This window comes from Herbaspirillum sp. SJZ107, from assembly GCF_006715485.1.
Classification (GTDB): Bacteria; Pseudomonadota; Gammaproteobacteria; order Burkholderiales; family Burkholderiaceae_D; genus Telluria.
Genome location: NZ_VFNH01000002.1, coordinates 225,899 through 240,698 on the forward strand (window position 1 = coordinate 225,899; position 14,800 = coordinate 240,698).

13 protein-coding genes are annotated in these 14,800 nt (G+C 67.7%); 3 read left to right on the forward strand and 10 right to left on the reverse strand.

The window, feature by feature from the left end; translation table 11 throughout:
• Positions 1-19: 19 nt before the first annotated feature.
• Positions 20-901: a 3-methyl-2-oxobutanoate hydroxymethyltransferase gene (panB, locus tag FBX97_RS10705; protein ID WP_185748559.1), complete on the reverse strand. Its 882-nt coding sequence runs from the start codon at positions 899-901 to the stop codon at positions 20-22.
• 121 nt (positions 902-1,022) lie between these two features.
• Here panB and FBX97_RS10710 point away from each other — a divergent pair, with 121 nt between their 5' ends.
• Positions 1,023-2,285 carry an arsenic transporter gene (locus FBX97_RS10710; RefSeq protein WP_141831422.1) on the forward strand — a complete coding sequence of 421 codons (1,263 nt, stop codon included), beginning with the start codon at positions 1,023-1,025 and terminating at the stop codon, positions 2,283-2,285.
• Here the strand turns inward: FBX97_RS10710 and folK are convergent.
• Genes folK through hda form a run of 4 tightly spaced genes read right to left on the reverse strand, consistent with a single transcriptional unit; the run spans position 2,264 to position 5,523 of the window.
• Positions 2,264-2,776, reverse strand: coding sequence for a 2-amino-4-hydroxy-6-hydroxymethyldihydropteridine diphosphokinase (folK, locus tag FBX97_RS10715; RefSeq protein WP_141831424.1), 513 nt, complete (start codon positions 2,774-2,776; stop codon positions 2,264-2,266). The two genes, FBX97_RS10710 and folK, sit on opposite strands and share 22 nt — an antisense overlap.
• A complete protein-coding gene (gene pcnB, locus FBX97_RS10720) occupies positions 2,776-4,173 on the reverse strand; it encodes a polynucleotide adenylyltransferase PcnB (protein ID WP_141831426.1) in 1,398 nt (465 codons plus the stop codon). The genes folK and pcnB overlap by 1 nt, the downstream gene beginning before the upstream one ends.
• Complete coding sequence (locus FBX97_RS10725; protein ID WP_141831428.1) at positions 4,166-4,840, reverse strand: HAD family phosphatase; 675 nt, start codon at positions 4,838-4,840, stop codon at positions 4,166-4,168. Before FBX97_RS10725 ends, pcnB begins: the two co-directional genes overlap by 8 nt.
• Positions 4,837-5,523 (reverse strand): DnaA regulatory inactivator Hda, encoded by a 687-nt coding sequence (gene hda / locus FBX97_RS10730; protein WP_141834308.1) that lies wholly within the window; start codon positions 5,521-5,523, stop codon positions 4,837-4,839. Before hda ends, FBX97_RS10725 begins: the two co-directional genes overlap by 4 nt.
• 175 nt (positions 5,524-5,698) lie before the next feature.
• Here hda and purM point away from each other — a divergent pair, with 175 nt between their 5' ends.
• On the forward strand, positions 5,699-6,742 hold the full coding sequence (gene purM / locus FBX97_RS10735) for a phosphoribosylformylglycinamidine cyclo-ligase (protein WP_141831430.1): 1,044 nt from the start codon (positions 5,699-5,701) through the stop codon (positions 6,740-6,742).
• Positions 6,743-6,801: 59 nt separating this feature from the next.
• Here the strand turns inward: purM and FBX97_RS10740 are convergent, their stop codons facing one another.
• From FBX97_RS10740 to FBX97_RS10760, 5 genes are all read right to left on the reverse strand, one after another.
• On the reverse strand, positions 6,802-8,841 hold the full coding sequence (locus tag FBX97_RS10740; RefSeq protein ID WP_141831432.1) for a S9 family peptidase: 2,040 nt from the start codon (positions 8,839-8,841) through the stop codon (positions 6,802-6,804).
• 23 nt (positions 8,842-8,864) lie between these two features.
• Positions 8,865-10,925, reverse strand: coding sequence for a sodium:solute symporter family protein (locus tag FBX97_RS10745; protein WP_141831434.1), 2,061 nt, complete (start codon positions 10,923-10,925; stop codon positions 8,865-8,867).
• The gene (locus FBX97_RS10750) at positions 10,922-11,233 is read right to left on the reverse strand and encodes a DUF4212 domain-containing protein (protein ID WP_141831436.1); all 312 of its coding nucleotides are present in this window, start codon (positions 11,231-11,233) and stop codon (positions 10,922-10,924) included. Before FBX97_RS10750 ends, FBX97_RS10745 begins: the two co-directional genes overlap by 4 nt.
• A gap of 10 nt (positions 11,234-11,243) precedes the next feature.
• Positions 11,244-12,725 carry a sensor histidine kinase gene (locus FBX97_RS10755; protein ID WP_141834311.1) on the reverse strand — a complete coding sequence of 494 codons (1,482 nt, stop codon included), beginning with the start codon at positions 12,723-12,725 and terminating at the stop codon, positions 11,244-11,246.
• A gap of 77 nt (positions 12,726-12,802) precedes the next feature.
• Positions 12,803-13,522, reverse strand: a complete 720-nt coding sequence (locus FBX97_RS10760; RefSeq protein WP_141831438.1) for a response regulator transcription factor — start codon at positions 13,520-13,522, stop codon at positions 12,803-12,805.
• 190 nt (positions 13,523-13,712) lie between these two features.
• Here FBX97_RS10760 and recA point away from each other — a divergent pair, with 190 nt between their 5' ends.
• Positions 13,713-14,792: a recombinase RecA gene (recA, locus tag FBX97_RS10765; RefSeq protein WP_141831440.1), complete on the forward strand. Its 1,080-nt coding sequence runs from the start codon at positions 13,713-13,715 to the stop codon at positions 14,790-14,792.
• Positions 14,793-14,800 lie beyond the last annotated feature (8 nt).

Consider the following 14,800-nt stretch of genomic DNA (forward strand, 5'->3'; position numbering starts at 1 on the left):
CACATCACCCTTTATCTACTCAGAAGCAGTGTTCCGGCGCCGGGAAGCTGCCGTCCTTGACCGCCGTGACATACGCCGTGACCGCGGCGTCGATGCTGGGCTGGCCGTCCATGAAGTTCTTCACGAAGCGTGCCTTGCGGCCCGGGAAGACGCCGAGCAGGTCGTGCATCACCAGCACCTGGCCCGAGCAGTCGGGACCGGCGCCGATGCCGATGGTCGGCACCTGCAGCATCTCGGTGACTTCCTTGCCCAGCGCCGCCGGTACCGCTTCCAGCAGCACGATGGCCGCGCCGGCATCCTGCAGGGCCCGGGCGTCGAGCTTGAGCTGGTCGGCGCCTTCGCTGGTCTTGCCCTGCACTTTATAACCGCCCAGCTGGTGCACGAACTGCGGGGTCAGGCCGATGTGGGCGCACACCGGGATGCCGCGCTCGACCAGGAAGCGCACGGTCTCGGCCAGCCAGGCGCCGCCTTCGATCTTGATCATCTGGGCGCCGGCGCGCATCAGGGTCGCGCAGCTGTCGTAGGCCTGCTCCTTGGTGCCGTAGCTGCCGAAGGGGAGGTCGGCCAGCACCAGCGCATTCTTGGTGCCGCGCTTCACCGACGCGGTGTGGTAGGCGACGTCGGCCACCGTCACCGGCAGGGTCGAGTCGTAGCCGGCGCAGACCATGCCGAGCGAGTCGCCGATCAAGAGGATCTCGACGCCGCAGCGGTCCATCAGCGAAGCGAAGCTGGCATCGTAGCAGGTGAGCATGGCAATCTTCTGGCCGGCCGCGCGCATCGCCCGCAGCGACGGAATCGTCACTGCCTTCTGCACCGGTTGCGCCGGGGCCGCCACGGGGGCTGGCACGCCCTGTTCCTGGCCCGGCGCCGCCATGTCCTTGCCCTGCAAATATCCGCTCATCGTTCTTCCTTTGTAAATCGTAAAAAAGCCGTCGGCTATCGACCGACGGCGTAGTGTAATGCCAAGACGGGATTCCTGCCTGGGGTCTGTACAATGCCTTACCCCAACTCAGGCCATCCCGATGTTACAGCTCCCGCTCTCTCCGTCAGTGGTATTGCCGATCGCCTTTTTGTCCACTGCCGGCGTGCTGGTCCGGCCATTCCGTGTCGCCGAAGCCTGGTGGGCCGTGCTGGGGGCGCTGCTGCTGCTGCTCACCGGCCAGGTGGCGCCCGGCGAGCTTGCGCACGCGGTCGGGCAGGGCACCGACGTCTACCTGTTCCTGATCGGGATGATGCTGATTGCCGAGATGGCGCGCATCACCGGCCTGTTCGACTGGATCGCGGCGCACGCGGTGGGCTGGGCCAGAGGATCGGCCAGCCGGCTGTTCTGCATCGTGTACGCGGTCGGCATCGTGGTCACCACCTTCATGTCCAACGATGCCACTGCGGTCGTGCTGACGCCCGCCGTGCTGGCGGCGGCGCGGGCGGCCAGGCTCGAACGTCCGCTGCCGCACCTGTTCGCCTGCGCCCTGATTGCGAATGCGGCGAGCTTCGTCCTGCCGGTCTCGAATCCCGCCAACCTGGTGGTGTATGCGAGCCGGATGCCGGCGCTCCTGGACTGGTTCAGGCTGTTTCTGCTGCCGTCCGCCATCGCCATCGGCGTCACCTTCGCCGCCCTGTACTGGACCCAGCGCGCCGACCTGGACCAGCGCCTGAACGAGGACGCCGCGGTCCCGGCGCTGTCGCGCGACGCCAAAATCGTGGCTTTCGGGATCGGGCTGATGGCCGTGCTGCTGCTGGTGGCTTCGAGCCGCGGGCTCGACCTGGGCTGGCCCAGCTTTGCGGCGGGCCTGGCTACCTTTGCGCTCGTGTTCCTGCGCGCCCGCCCGGCGGCGCTGCGCGCGGCGCAGGAGATGTCGTGGTCGGTGCTGCCGCTGGTCGCGGGCTTGTTCGTGCTGGTCGCGGCGCTGACCAAGATCGGTGTCGCCGACGCCCTGGCGCGCATGCTGGAACAGCTGCACGCCACGGCGCCCCAGTGGAGTCCGTGGGCGGCCGGGATTGCTACCGCGCTGGTATCGAACATCGCCAACAACCTGCCCGCCGGGCTGATCGCCGGCGCCACCATGGCGGCCAGCCACGCGGCGCCGAACGTGACCGCCGCAACGCTCATCGGCATCAATCTCGGTCCCAACCTGTCGGTCACCGGCTCGCTGGCGACCGTCCTCTGGCTCACCGTGCTGCGCCGCGAAGGGATCGAAGTCGGCTTCCTGCAGTTCCTGAAAGTCGGCGCGATCGTGATGCCGCTGGCGCTGCTGCCCTGCCTTTACGCGGTGTCGCTCGGCTGAGCCGGCGGCAGCCGCTCGATGGCCTGGCCGGCCACGCCGAGCAGCAGCGTGGCCAGGGGGCCGTGCCCGGGAATGCGCAGTTCGGGCGCGAGGTCGCGCGCCAGTTCGGCCAGCGGCACCAGCACGAACGCGCGCTCGTGCATGCGCGGATGCGGCACCACCAGCGTCGGCGCGTCGTTGACGGTGACATCGCCATACAACAGCAGGTCGAGGTCGAGCGTGCGCGGGGCGTTGCGGTAGGGCCGCTCGCGCCCGTGCGCCTGTTCGATGCCGTGCAGGGCCACCAGCAGCGCGTGTGGCGCGAGTTCGGTCTCGATGGCGGCGACCGCGTTGACGTAGTCGTCACCCGAGGAATCGATCGGCGCCGTGCGGTACAGCGACGAAGCGCGCACCATGCGCACGCCGCAGACCAGCGCCAGGCGCTCGATCGCATCGAGCACGTTGGCGCGCGCGTCGCCCAGGTTGGCGCCGATACCGATCCAGGCCAGCATCAGTCTTCTCCCGCGGCGCCGGCCGCACCCGATGGCGCGCCGCTGTCGGCGCCGCCGGCTTCGTCGCCGGTCTTGCGCGGACCGCGGCGGCGCGGACGCTTCTTGGCGGCGGCGCCACCGGCCGCCGGTTCGCGCGCCGCATTCACCAGGCGTTCGCGCTCGGCGACGTCGCCGCCGTAGAAGGTCGCCCACCAGTTGCCCAGTTCGGCGTCGAGTTCGCCCGATTCGCAGCGCAGCAGCAGGAAATCGAAGCCGGCGCGGAAGCGCGGGTGTTCCAGCAGCTTGTACGGGTTCTTGCCGTTGCGGCGCTCGAAGCGCGGCTGCATGGCCCAGATGTCGCGCATGTCGGTGGCGATGCGGCGCTGCAGGGCCAGGTTCTCGGTCTGGTTGTCGAGCACGTCGTCGGCGGCCAGGTGCAGGGCCGGGATCGGCGCCTCGCCGGCGCTGCGGTAGGCGTTCCACTTTTCCAGCACCTGGTGCCACAGCAGCGACGCGAACAGGAAGCCCGGCGACACGCCCTTGCCGGCTTTCACGCGCGCGTCCGTGGATTCCAGGGCCAGCGTGACGAACTTCATGCCGATCGGCTGTTCCAGCACCACGTCCAGCAGCGGCAGCAGGCCATGGTGCAGGCCCGACGAGCGCAGCTCCTTCAGGCAGGCCAGCGCGTGGCCGGACAGCAGCAGCTTGAGCATTTCGTCGAAGACGCGCGCCGCCGGCACGTTGTCGATCAGCGGCGCCATCACCGGAATCGGCGCGCGCGTGGCCGGCTCGATCGTGAACTGCAGCTTGGCGGCGAAGCGCACCACGCGCAGCATGCGCACCGGGTCTTCACGGTAGCGCGCTTCCGGCTGGCCGATGATGCGCAGGACCTTGTCGCGGATGTCGGCGATGCCGCCATGGTAGTCCAGCACGGCCTGGGTGGCCGGGTCGTAGTACATGGCGTTGATGGTGAAGTCGCGCCGCTCGGCATCCTCGTGCTGCGGACCGAAATTGTTGTCGCGCAGGACGCGGCCATGCTCGTCCTTCGGCGCGCTGACGGCGGCGTTGCCACGGAAGGTGGTCACTTCCAGCAGTTCCTGGCCGAACATCACGTGCACGATCTGGAAGCGGCGGCCGATGATGAAGGCGCGCCGGAACAGCTTTTTCACTTCTTCCGGGGTGGCGTCGGTGGCGATGTCGAAGTCTTTCGGCTTCACGCCGAGCAGCAGGTCGCGCACGGCGCCGCCGACCACGAAGGCTTTGTAGCCGGCTTCCTGCAGCGTCTGGGTCACGCGGATCGCGTTCGGCGACACCAGCTTCGGGTCGATGCCGTGCTCGTCCGGGCCGAGGATGTCGGGCTGGGTGGGGTCGCGCTCGTCTTTCACACCAAGGATCTTACGGATGAATTTTTTAATCATTGAACAAATGGAGTAAAGGCCAGCCGAGGGCGGTTGCGTGTTGGGCCAGTTTGGCGCTCGGGTTGGTCGCCACCGGATGCGAGACGACGGACAGCAGCGGGATATCGTTGTGCGAATCGCTGTAGAAATAGCTGCGCTCGAAGCCGTCGAACGGGCGGCCCAGGCCGTCCAGCCAGGCGTGCATGTGGGTCACCTTGCCCTCGCCCTGGGTCGGCGTGCCCGCCAGGCGGCCGGTCGGGTGGCCTTGCGCGTCCAGTTCCGGCTGCGCCGCGATCAGGTGCTCGATGCCGAGTGCCTGCGCGATCGGCGCCGTGATGAAGGCGTTGGTGGCGGTGATGATCGCCACCAGGTCGCCGGCGTCGTGGTGCTGCTGCAGCAGGGCGGTGGCGGCTGGTTTAATTGCCGGCCGGATCACTTCCGCCATGTAGTCGGCCTGCAGGCGCTGCAGGGTGGCGGGCGCGAAGCCGGCCAGGGTGCCGAGGGCGAACTCCAGGTATTCCACCGGGTTCAGGGTGCCGGCCTGGTACTGGGCAAAAAAGGCGTCGTTGCGGCGCTGGTAGTCGACGGCATCGACGACGCCATGGCGTACCAGGAACTGGCCCCATTCGTAGTCGGAATCGATCGGCAGCAGGGTGTGGTCGAGGTCAAACAGCGCGAGTGTATTCATTCTTTGGATTCGGTGTGCTGGTTTCCCTGGTGCAAAAGATCACGCAGCAGGGGCAGCGTGACCGGACGCTGGGTCTCGAGCGAATAGTGGTCGAGCGCGTCCAGCATGGTCGACAGGGAACGCATGTCGCGCTTGAAATGCGACAGCAAATAGGGTAACACGCTGGCCGACAGCGTCAAACCGCGCGCCTCGGCAGCCTGGGTGAGGGCGGCGATCTTTTCGTCGTCGGACAGGTCGTGGATCTGGTAGACCAGGCCCCATCCCATGCGCGTGCGCAGGTCTTCGCGCACCGGCAGCACCGCCGGCGGCAGCGGCCCGGCGCACACCATGTAGGTACCGTGCTCGCGTACCTGGTTGTACAGGGCGAAGGCGTCGATCTGGCGTTCGGGCGTGAGCTGGTCGATATCGTCCACCAGGTACAGGGTCACGCCCGGGGCGTGCACGAAGGCGTCCGGATCGGCGTCGGCGGGGATGTAGCGCGATCCCCTGGTGGCGGCCAGGCCCTGCAGGATATGGGTCTTGCCGGCGCCGGTTTCACCCCACAGGTAGCAGAAATGCTCGCGCGAGGCGCGTTGCGCGAACTGGTGCATCAAGTGCGCCATTTCGGCATTTGCGCCTATCTGGAAGGTGTCGAGGCTCTGCGCCGGCTCGGCGGCGCCTAAATCGAGCACCAGCTGTTTCATGGCTTGCATTTCATCCGGGCTGAGGGGGAAAAGGCATTTTGTTCTTGTTAATGACGTCGGGGTCAAGCCGGTTTGCTAAAATAGCGGATTGACCAGTTGGCCGTTCCCGGCAGTGACGCGGGTGCGTTCAGTTGATCTACCGCTATCTATTTTACCGCCTCCGCTGCCAAATACCATGAGCCAACCATCTAATGTTTCTCTCTCCTACCGCGATGCCGGTGTCGATATCGATGCCGGCGACGCCCTGGTCGAAGCGATCAAGCCCCTTGCCAAGCGCACCATGCGCGAAGGCGTGCTCGGTGGTATCGGCGGTTTCGGCGGCCTGTTCGAGATCAGCAAGAAGTTCAAGGAGCCGGTCCTGGTCTCCGGTACCGACGGCGTCGGCACCAAGCTGAAGCTCGCTTTCGAGCTGAACCGCCACGACACGGTCGGCATCGACCTGGTCGCGATGAGCGTCAACGATATTCTGGTACAGGGCGCCGAGCCGCTGTTCTTCCTCGATTACTTTGCCTGCGGCAAGCTGGACGTGGCCACCGCCACCGCCGTGGTATCGGGCATCGCCCGCGGCTGCGAAGAGTCGGGCTGCGCGCTGCTGGGCGGCGAGACCGCCGAGATGCCGGGCATGTACCCGGACGGCGAATACGACCTGGCCGGCTTCGCCGTCGGCGCGGTCGAGAAGTCGCAGATCATCGACGGCAGCAAGATCGTCCCCGGCGACGTGGTGCTGGGCCTGGCCTCGTCGGGCATCCACTCGAACGGCTACTCGCTGGTGCGCAAGATCATCCAGGTCGCCAAGCCCGACCTGGAAGCCGACTTCCACGGCCGCAAGCTGGCCGACGTGCTGATGGCGCCGACCCGCCTCTACGTGAAGCCGCTGCTGGCGCTGATGGGGGCCATGGAAGTGAAGGGCCTGGTGCACATCACCGGCGGCGGCCTGGTCGAGAACATCCCGCGCGTGCTGCAGGATGGCCTGACCGCCGTGCTGGATAGTCAATCGTGGACCATGCCGCCGCTGTTCCAGTGGCTGCAGCAGCACGGCGGCGTGGCCGACGCCGAGATGCACCGCGTGTTCAACTGCGGCATCGGCATGACCGTGATCGTGTCGAAGGAGAATGCCGACGCCGCCATGGCGCAGCTGCAGGCGGCCGGCGAGACCGTCTACCGCATCGGCGAGATCCGCGCCCGCGCCGACGGCGAAGCGCAGACCATCGTGGCCTGATGCCGCGCTGGTAATAAACAAGAAGACGGGCGCTGCGGCGCCCGTTTTTCATGGGGCCGTCACGGCATCGCCGCGTCCTTGCCGATGTTCCTGTCGAGAAATTTTTCGACCCGGCCCCAGAAGTCGATGCGGTCCTTCGACAGGCTCCAGCCGTGGCCTTCGTCCGGGTATTCGATCCAGTCGACCTGCCTGTTGGTCTGCTTGACCGCGTCGTAGAACTGGCGGCCGTGGTACAGCGGCACGCGCAGGTCGGCGCCGCCGTAGGCCAGCAGCAGCGGCTGGCGGATGCGCGCCGCCTGGCGGATCGGCGAGGTGGCGGCGAACTGGGCGGCATCCTTGACCGGGTCGCCGATCAGTTCCGGCATCCCGTACTGCCGCCATTCTTCCGACACGTTCGACTGCAGGCCCCAGTGGCCGTTGTACAGCAGCCCGATGTCGGTCACGCCGGCCCAGTCCACCCCGCAGCGGTACAGCTCCGGATCGCGGGCCAGGCCCATCAGGGTCGCGTAGCCGCCGTAGCTGGCGCCGGCGATGCAGATGCGCCTGGGGTCGGCGATGCCTTGCGCGATCGCCCAGCGCGCGCCGTCGGCGATGTCGTCCTGCATCGCCAGGCCCCATTGCTTCCAGCCGGCCGTGAAGTGCCTGGCGCCGAAGCCGGTGGTGCCGCGGAACGACGGCTCCAGCACCGCATAGCCGCGCGACGCGAGGAATTGCGATTCCGGATCCCAGCCCCAGGTGCTGCCGCGCACGTACGGGCCGCCATGCACCAGCACCACCAGCGGCAGTCTGGCATCCTTGGCGGCGCCGGCCGGACGGGTCAGCAGGGCCGGGATGTCGAGGCCGTCGCGCGCCTTGTAGTGCAGCACTTCCTGGCGGCCCATGCGGCGGCTGTCGATCGCGGGGTGCGCCGTGCCGAGCCGGTCCAGCTTCCCGGTCTGCAGGTTGTACAGCAGGTAAGTGGGAGGCTGGACATCCGAATAGGCGCGCACCAGCGCCCACTGCGCATCGGGCGCGGCCGGCATCGACACCGAGTCGATGGTCGACGGCAGCAGCTTGTCGATCTTGTCCTGCAGCGCCTGCATCGCCGGATCGAACCAGGCGGTGCCCTCGGCATCGGTTTCGTAGCGCACGCCCAGCAGCTTGCCGCGCCGGGTGAGCAGGCGGCCGGCAAAGTCGTAGCCGGCGGTTTCGACCAGCGGTTCCGGCTTGATCTTGCCGGTGGCGTAATCGAAGGCGTACAGCGCCAGCTTGTCCTTGCCGCCGCGCGCGGTCACGTACAGCGTGCCGTCCGGACCGAAGCCGAGCGGGGAAAAGGCGCCCGCGCCGCCGGTGTAGGCGCTGTAGCTGGCCAGGGTGCGCCAGCGGTCGTCGGCCGGGTCCAGGTAGTGGACGGTGGTGATGCCGTCGTGCTGGCCGATGGCGAGGCGCGGCTTGCCCTCGTGGTCGAGCATCCAGCTGCGCACCGGCCCCGGCGGCGCCACCGTGGTGGTCCTGCCGCTCAGCGTGTCCAGGCGCAGCAGGTCGACGGTGCGCACTTCGCCGCGGGTGTCGAATACCGGGCTGGTCACGTACAGCGCGTCGGAATCCTGGGCGCCGGCCCCGTGCATCAGGAAGGTATGCCAGGGCAGCAGCGGGCGCTTGGCCCGGCTCTGGATTTCGCTCACGAAGGCCTCGCCGCGGCGGGTGGCCAGCTGGCGCAGGCCGGAGCCGTCGCGGTTGACCGCGTACAGGCCGGCGCCCAGGTTTTCCTCGCCCGGCGCGGTGGCGCGGTCGGTCACGTCGAAGGCGAGACGCTCGTCGTTGACCCAGACCACGCGGCCGATGTCGGCGTCGCTGTAGGCGGCGACCACCTTGAGCTTGTTGTCCTGCAGGTCGATCACCGCCAGCATCAGGCGCTGGCCGGCGCCGCTGGTGCGCGCCGCCAGGTAGCGGCCGCTGGGCGACAGGATGGCGCCGCCGAAGCTGGCATTGTCGAAGAAGCTGGACAGCGCGGGCGGGGCGGCGCCATCCGGCGCGGCTTCGGCAGGGGGGCAGAACGGCAGGGCGAGGCAGAGGGCCAGCGCTGCCCCGCGACGCAGGATGGCATTCGACAATGGCATGGCTTTCCTTGGCAAGATGATCTTCATTCGGGTGCGCGGATATGCTCGACCAGTCCCACACTCGCGTTCGACGGCGGCCGGCTCAGGAGGCTGGCGATCACCAGCACCGCCAGCCCGGCCGGCACCCCGAACACCCCGGCCGAAATCGGCGCGATATGGAACCAGGCGGCGTCGGCGCTGCCGCCCAGGATCGGGTTGGTGTGCAGCATGTAGTACACGCAGACCAGGAAACCGCCGCTCATGCCGGCGATCGCGCCCTGGTGGGTGGCCCGTTTCCAGAACACGCCCGCCACCAGCGCCGGGAACAGCGTCGAGCCGGCCAGCGAGAAGGCCGCGCCCACCAGTGACAGGATGTCGGCCGGCTTCTGGGAAGCGACGTAGGCGGCGATGAAGGCGACCGCCAGCAGCAGCAGTTTCGAGATCGTGACCCGCTTCTGGGTCGAGGCGCCCGGGTCGACGATCTTGAAATAGATGTCGTGCGACAGCGCGTTCGAGATCGCCAGCAGCAGGCCGTCGGCGGTGGACAGCGCCGCCGCCAGCCCGCCGGCCGCCACCAGCCCGGAAATCACGTAGGGCAGGCCGCCGATTTCCGGCGTGGCCAGGGTCAGCACGTCGCCGTCGATCGCGATCTCGGCCAGCTGCACGATGCCGTCGCCGTTGACGTCGGCGATGCTGATCAGCGGGTTGGCCTTGTCCACGTTGGCCCAGTACGAGACCCAGGTCGGCAGCTTGGAAAAATCGGTGCCGACCAGCGAGGTATAGATATCGTACTTGGCCAGTACCGCCAGCGCCGGCATGGTGAGGTAGATCAGCAGGATGAAGAACAGGGCCCAGAACACCGACACCCTGGTCTCGTTCACCGAGGGCGTGGTGTAGGCGCGCATCAGCAGGTGGGGCAGGGCGGCGGTGCCGAACATCAGGCAGAACACCAGGGCCAGGAAGTTGTTGCGGCGGATGTCCGATTCCTCCGGCGTCTTGCCGGGGAAGGGATCGGCGTGCGGCTCGGGCGGCTGGGCGCGCGCCAGGTTGGCGGCGCGTTCCTCGGTCCACAGGCGCGCAGCCTCGTCGGCCGTGCGGGGGTAGGACAGCAGTTCGCGCTCGGCGGTGCGGATCTCGCCCAGCGGCGCATTGCGGCTGCGCGCCACGTCCAGGCGGCGCTGGGCCTCGACCTTGCCCGCTTCCCATGAATGCGGCAAGCCCCTGATCCGGGCCGCGTATTCGTCGGCGCGCGCGCGGAAGGCGGCGCGCACCTGCTGCTCGCGCGGATCGAGCGCCAGCTGGGCTTCGCGCTGGGCCAGCTTGGGCAGGACCGAACCGTAGGCCACCTGCGGCACCGGGTTGCCGGCGAACTTGGCCGACAGCCACATGGTCGGAATCAGGAAGGCGACCAGGATGATGATGTACTGCGCCACCTGGGTCCAGGTGATGGCGCGCATCCCGCCCAGGAACGAGCACACCAGGATGCTGGCCAGGCCGAGGAAGATGCCGACCGAGAAATCGACGCCGGTGAAGCGCGAGGCGATCAGGCCGACCGCGTAGATCTGCGCCACCACGTAGGTGAACGACACGATGATGGTGGCGCCGACCGCCATCGCCCGTACCGTGGTGCCGCGCCCGTCGCCGTTGCCGCCGTAGCGTGCCGCCAGGAAGTCCGGGATCGTGTACTGGGCAAACTTGCGCAGGTAGGGCGCGATCAGGAGCGCCACCAGGCAATAGCCGCCGGTCCAGCCCATCACGTAGGCGAGGGCGTCGAAGCCGTGCAGGTACAGGGTGCCGGCCAGGCTGATGAAGCTGGCCGCCGAGATCCAGTCGGCCGCCGTCGCCATGCCGTTGAACAGCGCCGGCACCCGCCGCCCGGCCACGTAGTACTCGGACACGTTGGAGGTGCGCGCCACCACGCCGATGGTGGCATACAGCACGATGGTGCCGAACATGTACAGGTGGCCGATCCACTGGCGCGGCATGCCTTCGCGCTCGAGGATGCCGAGCGCCGCCAGGAACAGCGCCAGGCAGGCCGTGAACCACAGGTAGTAGCGCGACAGGCGGCGGAAATAGCGTTTGCCGTCCGTGTTGGTTCCGCTCATGCGGCCTCCGCCAGCAGGCGCGCAAAGCGGCGGTCGAGCACGCGCATGCGCCATGCATAGGCGCCGATGACCGCCAGGTAGATCAGCGAGCTGCCCTGCGCCGCCAGGTAGAACGAGAGCGGCCAGCCGAACACCGACAGGTGCGCCAGGTCGCGCGCGAAGAACACGGTACCGAACCAGGTCGCCAGCCACAGGCCGAGCAGGACGGCGGTCAGGCGCTGCGTGCGTGCCCAATGCTGCGCCCGTGCTGCGGCGACCCGGGCGCGCGCGGCGGAGCGGTCCGGATCGGAAGGCGGAGGAATGGGCATGGCGGTGGATTCAATCGGCATCGGGTGCGGGAAGTTCGGGAGGCGGGAAGGTCAGCCGGAACAGGCTGCCCGGGAATTTCTTGTGCGTGCTGCGCGGGTTGTTGAAGATCTCGATGTCGGCGCCGTGCTGCTGGGCGATCTCGCGCACGATGGCCAGGCCCAGGCCGGAACCGGGCGCACTCGAGCCGAGGATGCGGTAGAAGCGCTCGAACACGCGCGGGCGCTCGCCGGGCGCGATGCCGGGCCCGGTATCCTCGACTTCCAGCAGCGCCTGGCCGGCGCTGGCGCGCACGCGCACGGTGACGCTGCCGCCGCTGCCGGAAGGCGTGTAGCGCAGCGCATTGTCGATCAGGTTCGACAGCAGCTCGCGCAGCATCAGCGGATTGCCGGCGATTTCCAGCGGCTCGTCGGGCGCCTCGTAGCCGAGGTCGATCTCCTGCGCGAACGAGGCCGGCACCCAGTCCAGCACCACCTCGCGCGCCAGCACGCCGAGGTCGAGCGGCTCCAGTGCCACGCCGGCATGCGGCTGGTTTTCGGCGCGCGCCAGCGCCAGCAGCTGGTTCACCAGGCGCGTCGCCGATTCCGAACTCTTGGCCAGCTGCTCGAGCGAACGGTGGATCTCGCCGGGATCGACCTGGCGCAGCGCCAGCTCGGACTGCATGCGCATGCCGGCCAGCGGCGTCTTCATCTGGTGCGCGGCGTCGGCGATGAAACGCTTCTGGGCGTCGATCGTGTGCGCCAGGCGCGCCAGCATGTCGTTCAGCGAACCGACCAGCGGCGAGATCTCTTCTGGTACCTGGCGCGAATCGATCGGCGACAGGTCGTCCGGCGGGCGTGCACGGATGCGTTCCTGCAGCTGGGCCAGCGGCGAAAGCCCGCGGGAGAGGGCAAACCACACGAGGGCCAGGATCACCGGCAGGATGATGAACTGGGGCAGGATCACGCCCTTGATGATCTCGTTGGCGAGCTGGGCGCGCTTGTCGAGGGTTTCGGCGACCTGCACCAGCGCCAGGGTCGGTTTCGGTTGCGCCAGCGGCTGCAGGTTGATCCAGGCATAGGCCACGCGCACCGGGGTGCCGTGCAGGCTTTCGTTGCGGAAGTGGACGCGGCCGCTGCGCTCGGGCTCCTCGCCCAGCGGCAGCGGCAGGTCGCGGTCGCCGTCGACCACCTCCCCGCGCGGGCCGGTCACCTGGAAATAGATGCTGTCGACGTCGTCGGCGCGCAGGATGTCGCGCGCGCTGCCGGGCAGGCGCGCCACGATCTTGCCATCCACTTCCTTGACCTGCTGGGCCAGCACCGTGACGCTGTCTTCCAGCGCATGGTCGAAGGGCTGGTTGGCGATCGACTTCGCCACCAGATAGGTAATGGCGATGCTCATCGGCCACAGCAGCAGCAGCGGCGCCAGCATCCAGTCGAGGATCTCGCCGAACAGCGAATGCTGGATGCTTTCCTCGGGCTCGGGGTGGGGCGGGACGTAGGGCGCATCCGCCATCGCACCGGGCAGCGCATGCCGGGCCGGCTTCTCGGGCAGTGCGCCGGCTGCCCCGGCGCGCAGGAGCCGCGGCCGCTTCACTTGCCGGCGTGGGCGGCCGCGGCGTCGTCGGACGCCTTGCGCGCGCTGTCGGCATGGCGCTCGAGGCAGTAGCCGAGGCCGCGCACGGTGGCGATGCGCACGCCGCCGGTCTCGATTTTCTTGCGCAGGCGGTGCACGTAGACCTCGATCGCGTTGTTGGAGACTTCCTCGCCCCATTCGCACAGGTGGTCGACCAGCTGTTCCTTGGACACCAGGCGCCCGGTGCGCGACAGCAGGATCTCGAGCAGGCCGAGTTCGCGCGCCGACAGGTCGAGCATCTGGTCGTTGAGGTAGGCGCTGCGCCCGACCTGGTCGTACACCAGCGGACCGTGGCGGATGACGGTGGAGCCGCCGCCCTGGCCGCGCCGGGTGAGGGCGCGCACCCGCGCCTCGAGTTCCGACAGGGCAAAGGGTTTGGGCATGTAGTCGTCGGCGCCGGCGTCGAGGCCGCCGACGCGCTGCTCGATCGAATCGGCCGCGGTGAGGATCAGCACGGGCAGCAGCGAGCCGCGCGCGCGCAGGCGGCGCAGCACGTCCATGCCGGACAGGCGCGGCAGGCCGAGGTCGAGGATCAGGAGGTCGAACTCCTGGGTGGACAGCGCGGTATCGGCATCCTGGCCGTTCTTGACGCAGTCGATCGCGTAGCCGGACTGGCGCAGCGAACGCGTCAGCCCGTCCGCGAGCACGCTGTCGTCTTCCGCTAGTAAAATACGCATGTGACACCCCCTGATTTCGTCGTTGGACCCAGCTTACGCACATATTGTGTGTGAAGTTTCGCAACATGTCGAATCGGTCAAGGCCAGGTAAATATCGCTTGCCAAAACCACTGGGATTTTATACAGTACTCGCTATTGAAAACGCGCGAGCGGCCCCTATCTTGGTTCACTCAAGGACAGAAAGAAAGTTATGGACGACAAAAAATCCGCAGTAAACGCAGCCGAGAAGGGCAAAGCGCTGGCAGCTGCCCTCGCGCAGATTGAAAAGCAATTCGGCAAAGGCTCGGTCATGCGTATGGATACCAATACGCCGGTCGAGGAAGTGCAAACCGTGTCCACCGGCTCGCTGGGCCTGGACATCGCGCTCGGCGTCGGTGGCCTGCCACGCGGCCGTATCGTCGAGATCTACGGTCCGGAATCGTCGGGTAAGACCACGCTGACCCTGCAAACCATCGCCCAGATGCAAAAACTGGGTGGCACCTGCGCCTTCATCGACGCCGAGCATGCGCTCGACGTGACCTACGCGCAAAAGCTGGGCATCAAGCTGGACGAACTGCTGATCTCGCAGCCGGATACCGGTGAGCAAGCCCTGGAAATCACCGATGCGCTGGTGCGCTCGGGCAGCGTCGACCTGGTGGTCATCGACTCGGTGGCGGCACTGACCCCGCGCGCCGAGATCGAAGGCGACATGGGCGACTCGCTGCCGGGCCTGCAAGCCCGTCTGATGTCGCAGGCGCTGCGCAAGCTGACCGGCTCGATCAACCGTACCAATACCCTGGTGATCTTCATTAACCAGATCCGTATGAAGATCGGCGTCATGTTCGGCAGCCCGGAAACCACGACCGGCGGTAACGCGCTGAAGTTCTACGCCTCCGTGCGCATGGACATCCGCCGTACCGGTTCGATCAAGTCGGGCGACGAGGTGATCGGTAACGAAACCAAGGTCAAGGTCGTCAAGAACAAGATCGCGCCGCCGTTCAAGGAAGCGCACTTCGACATCCTGTATGGCGAAGGCACTTCGCGCGAAGGCGAGATCATCGACCTGGGCGTGGACAACAAGATCGTCGAGAAGTCGGGTTCGTGGTACAGCTACGGCGGCGAACGTATCGGCCAGGGCAAGGACAATGCACGTCAGTTCCTGAAAGATCGTCCGCAACTGGCACGCGAGATCGAAAACAAGGTCCGCGCTGCACTGGGCGTGCGTGAACTGCCGCCGGCTGCTCCTGGCGATGCTGCGCCGGCAGTCGCCGCGGTTGGCGACGACGAGTAATCGTCCTC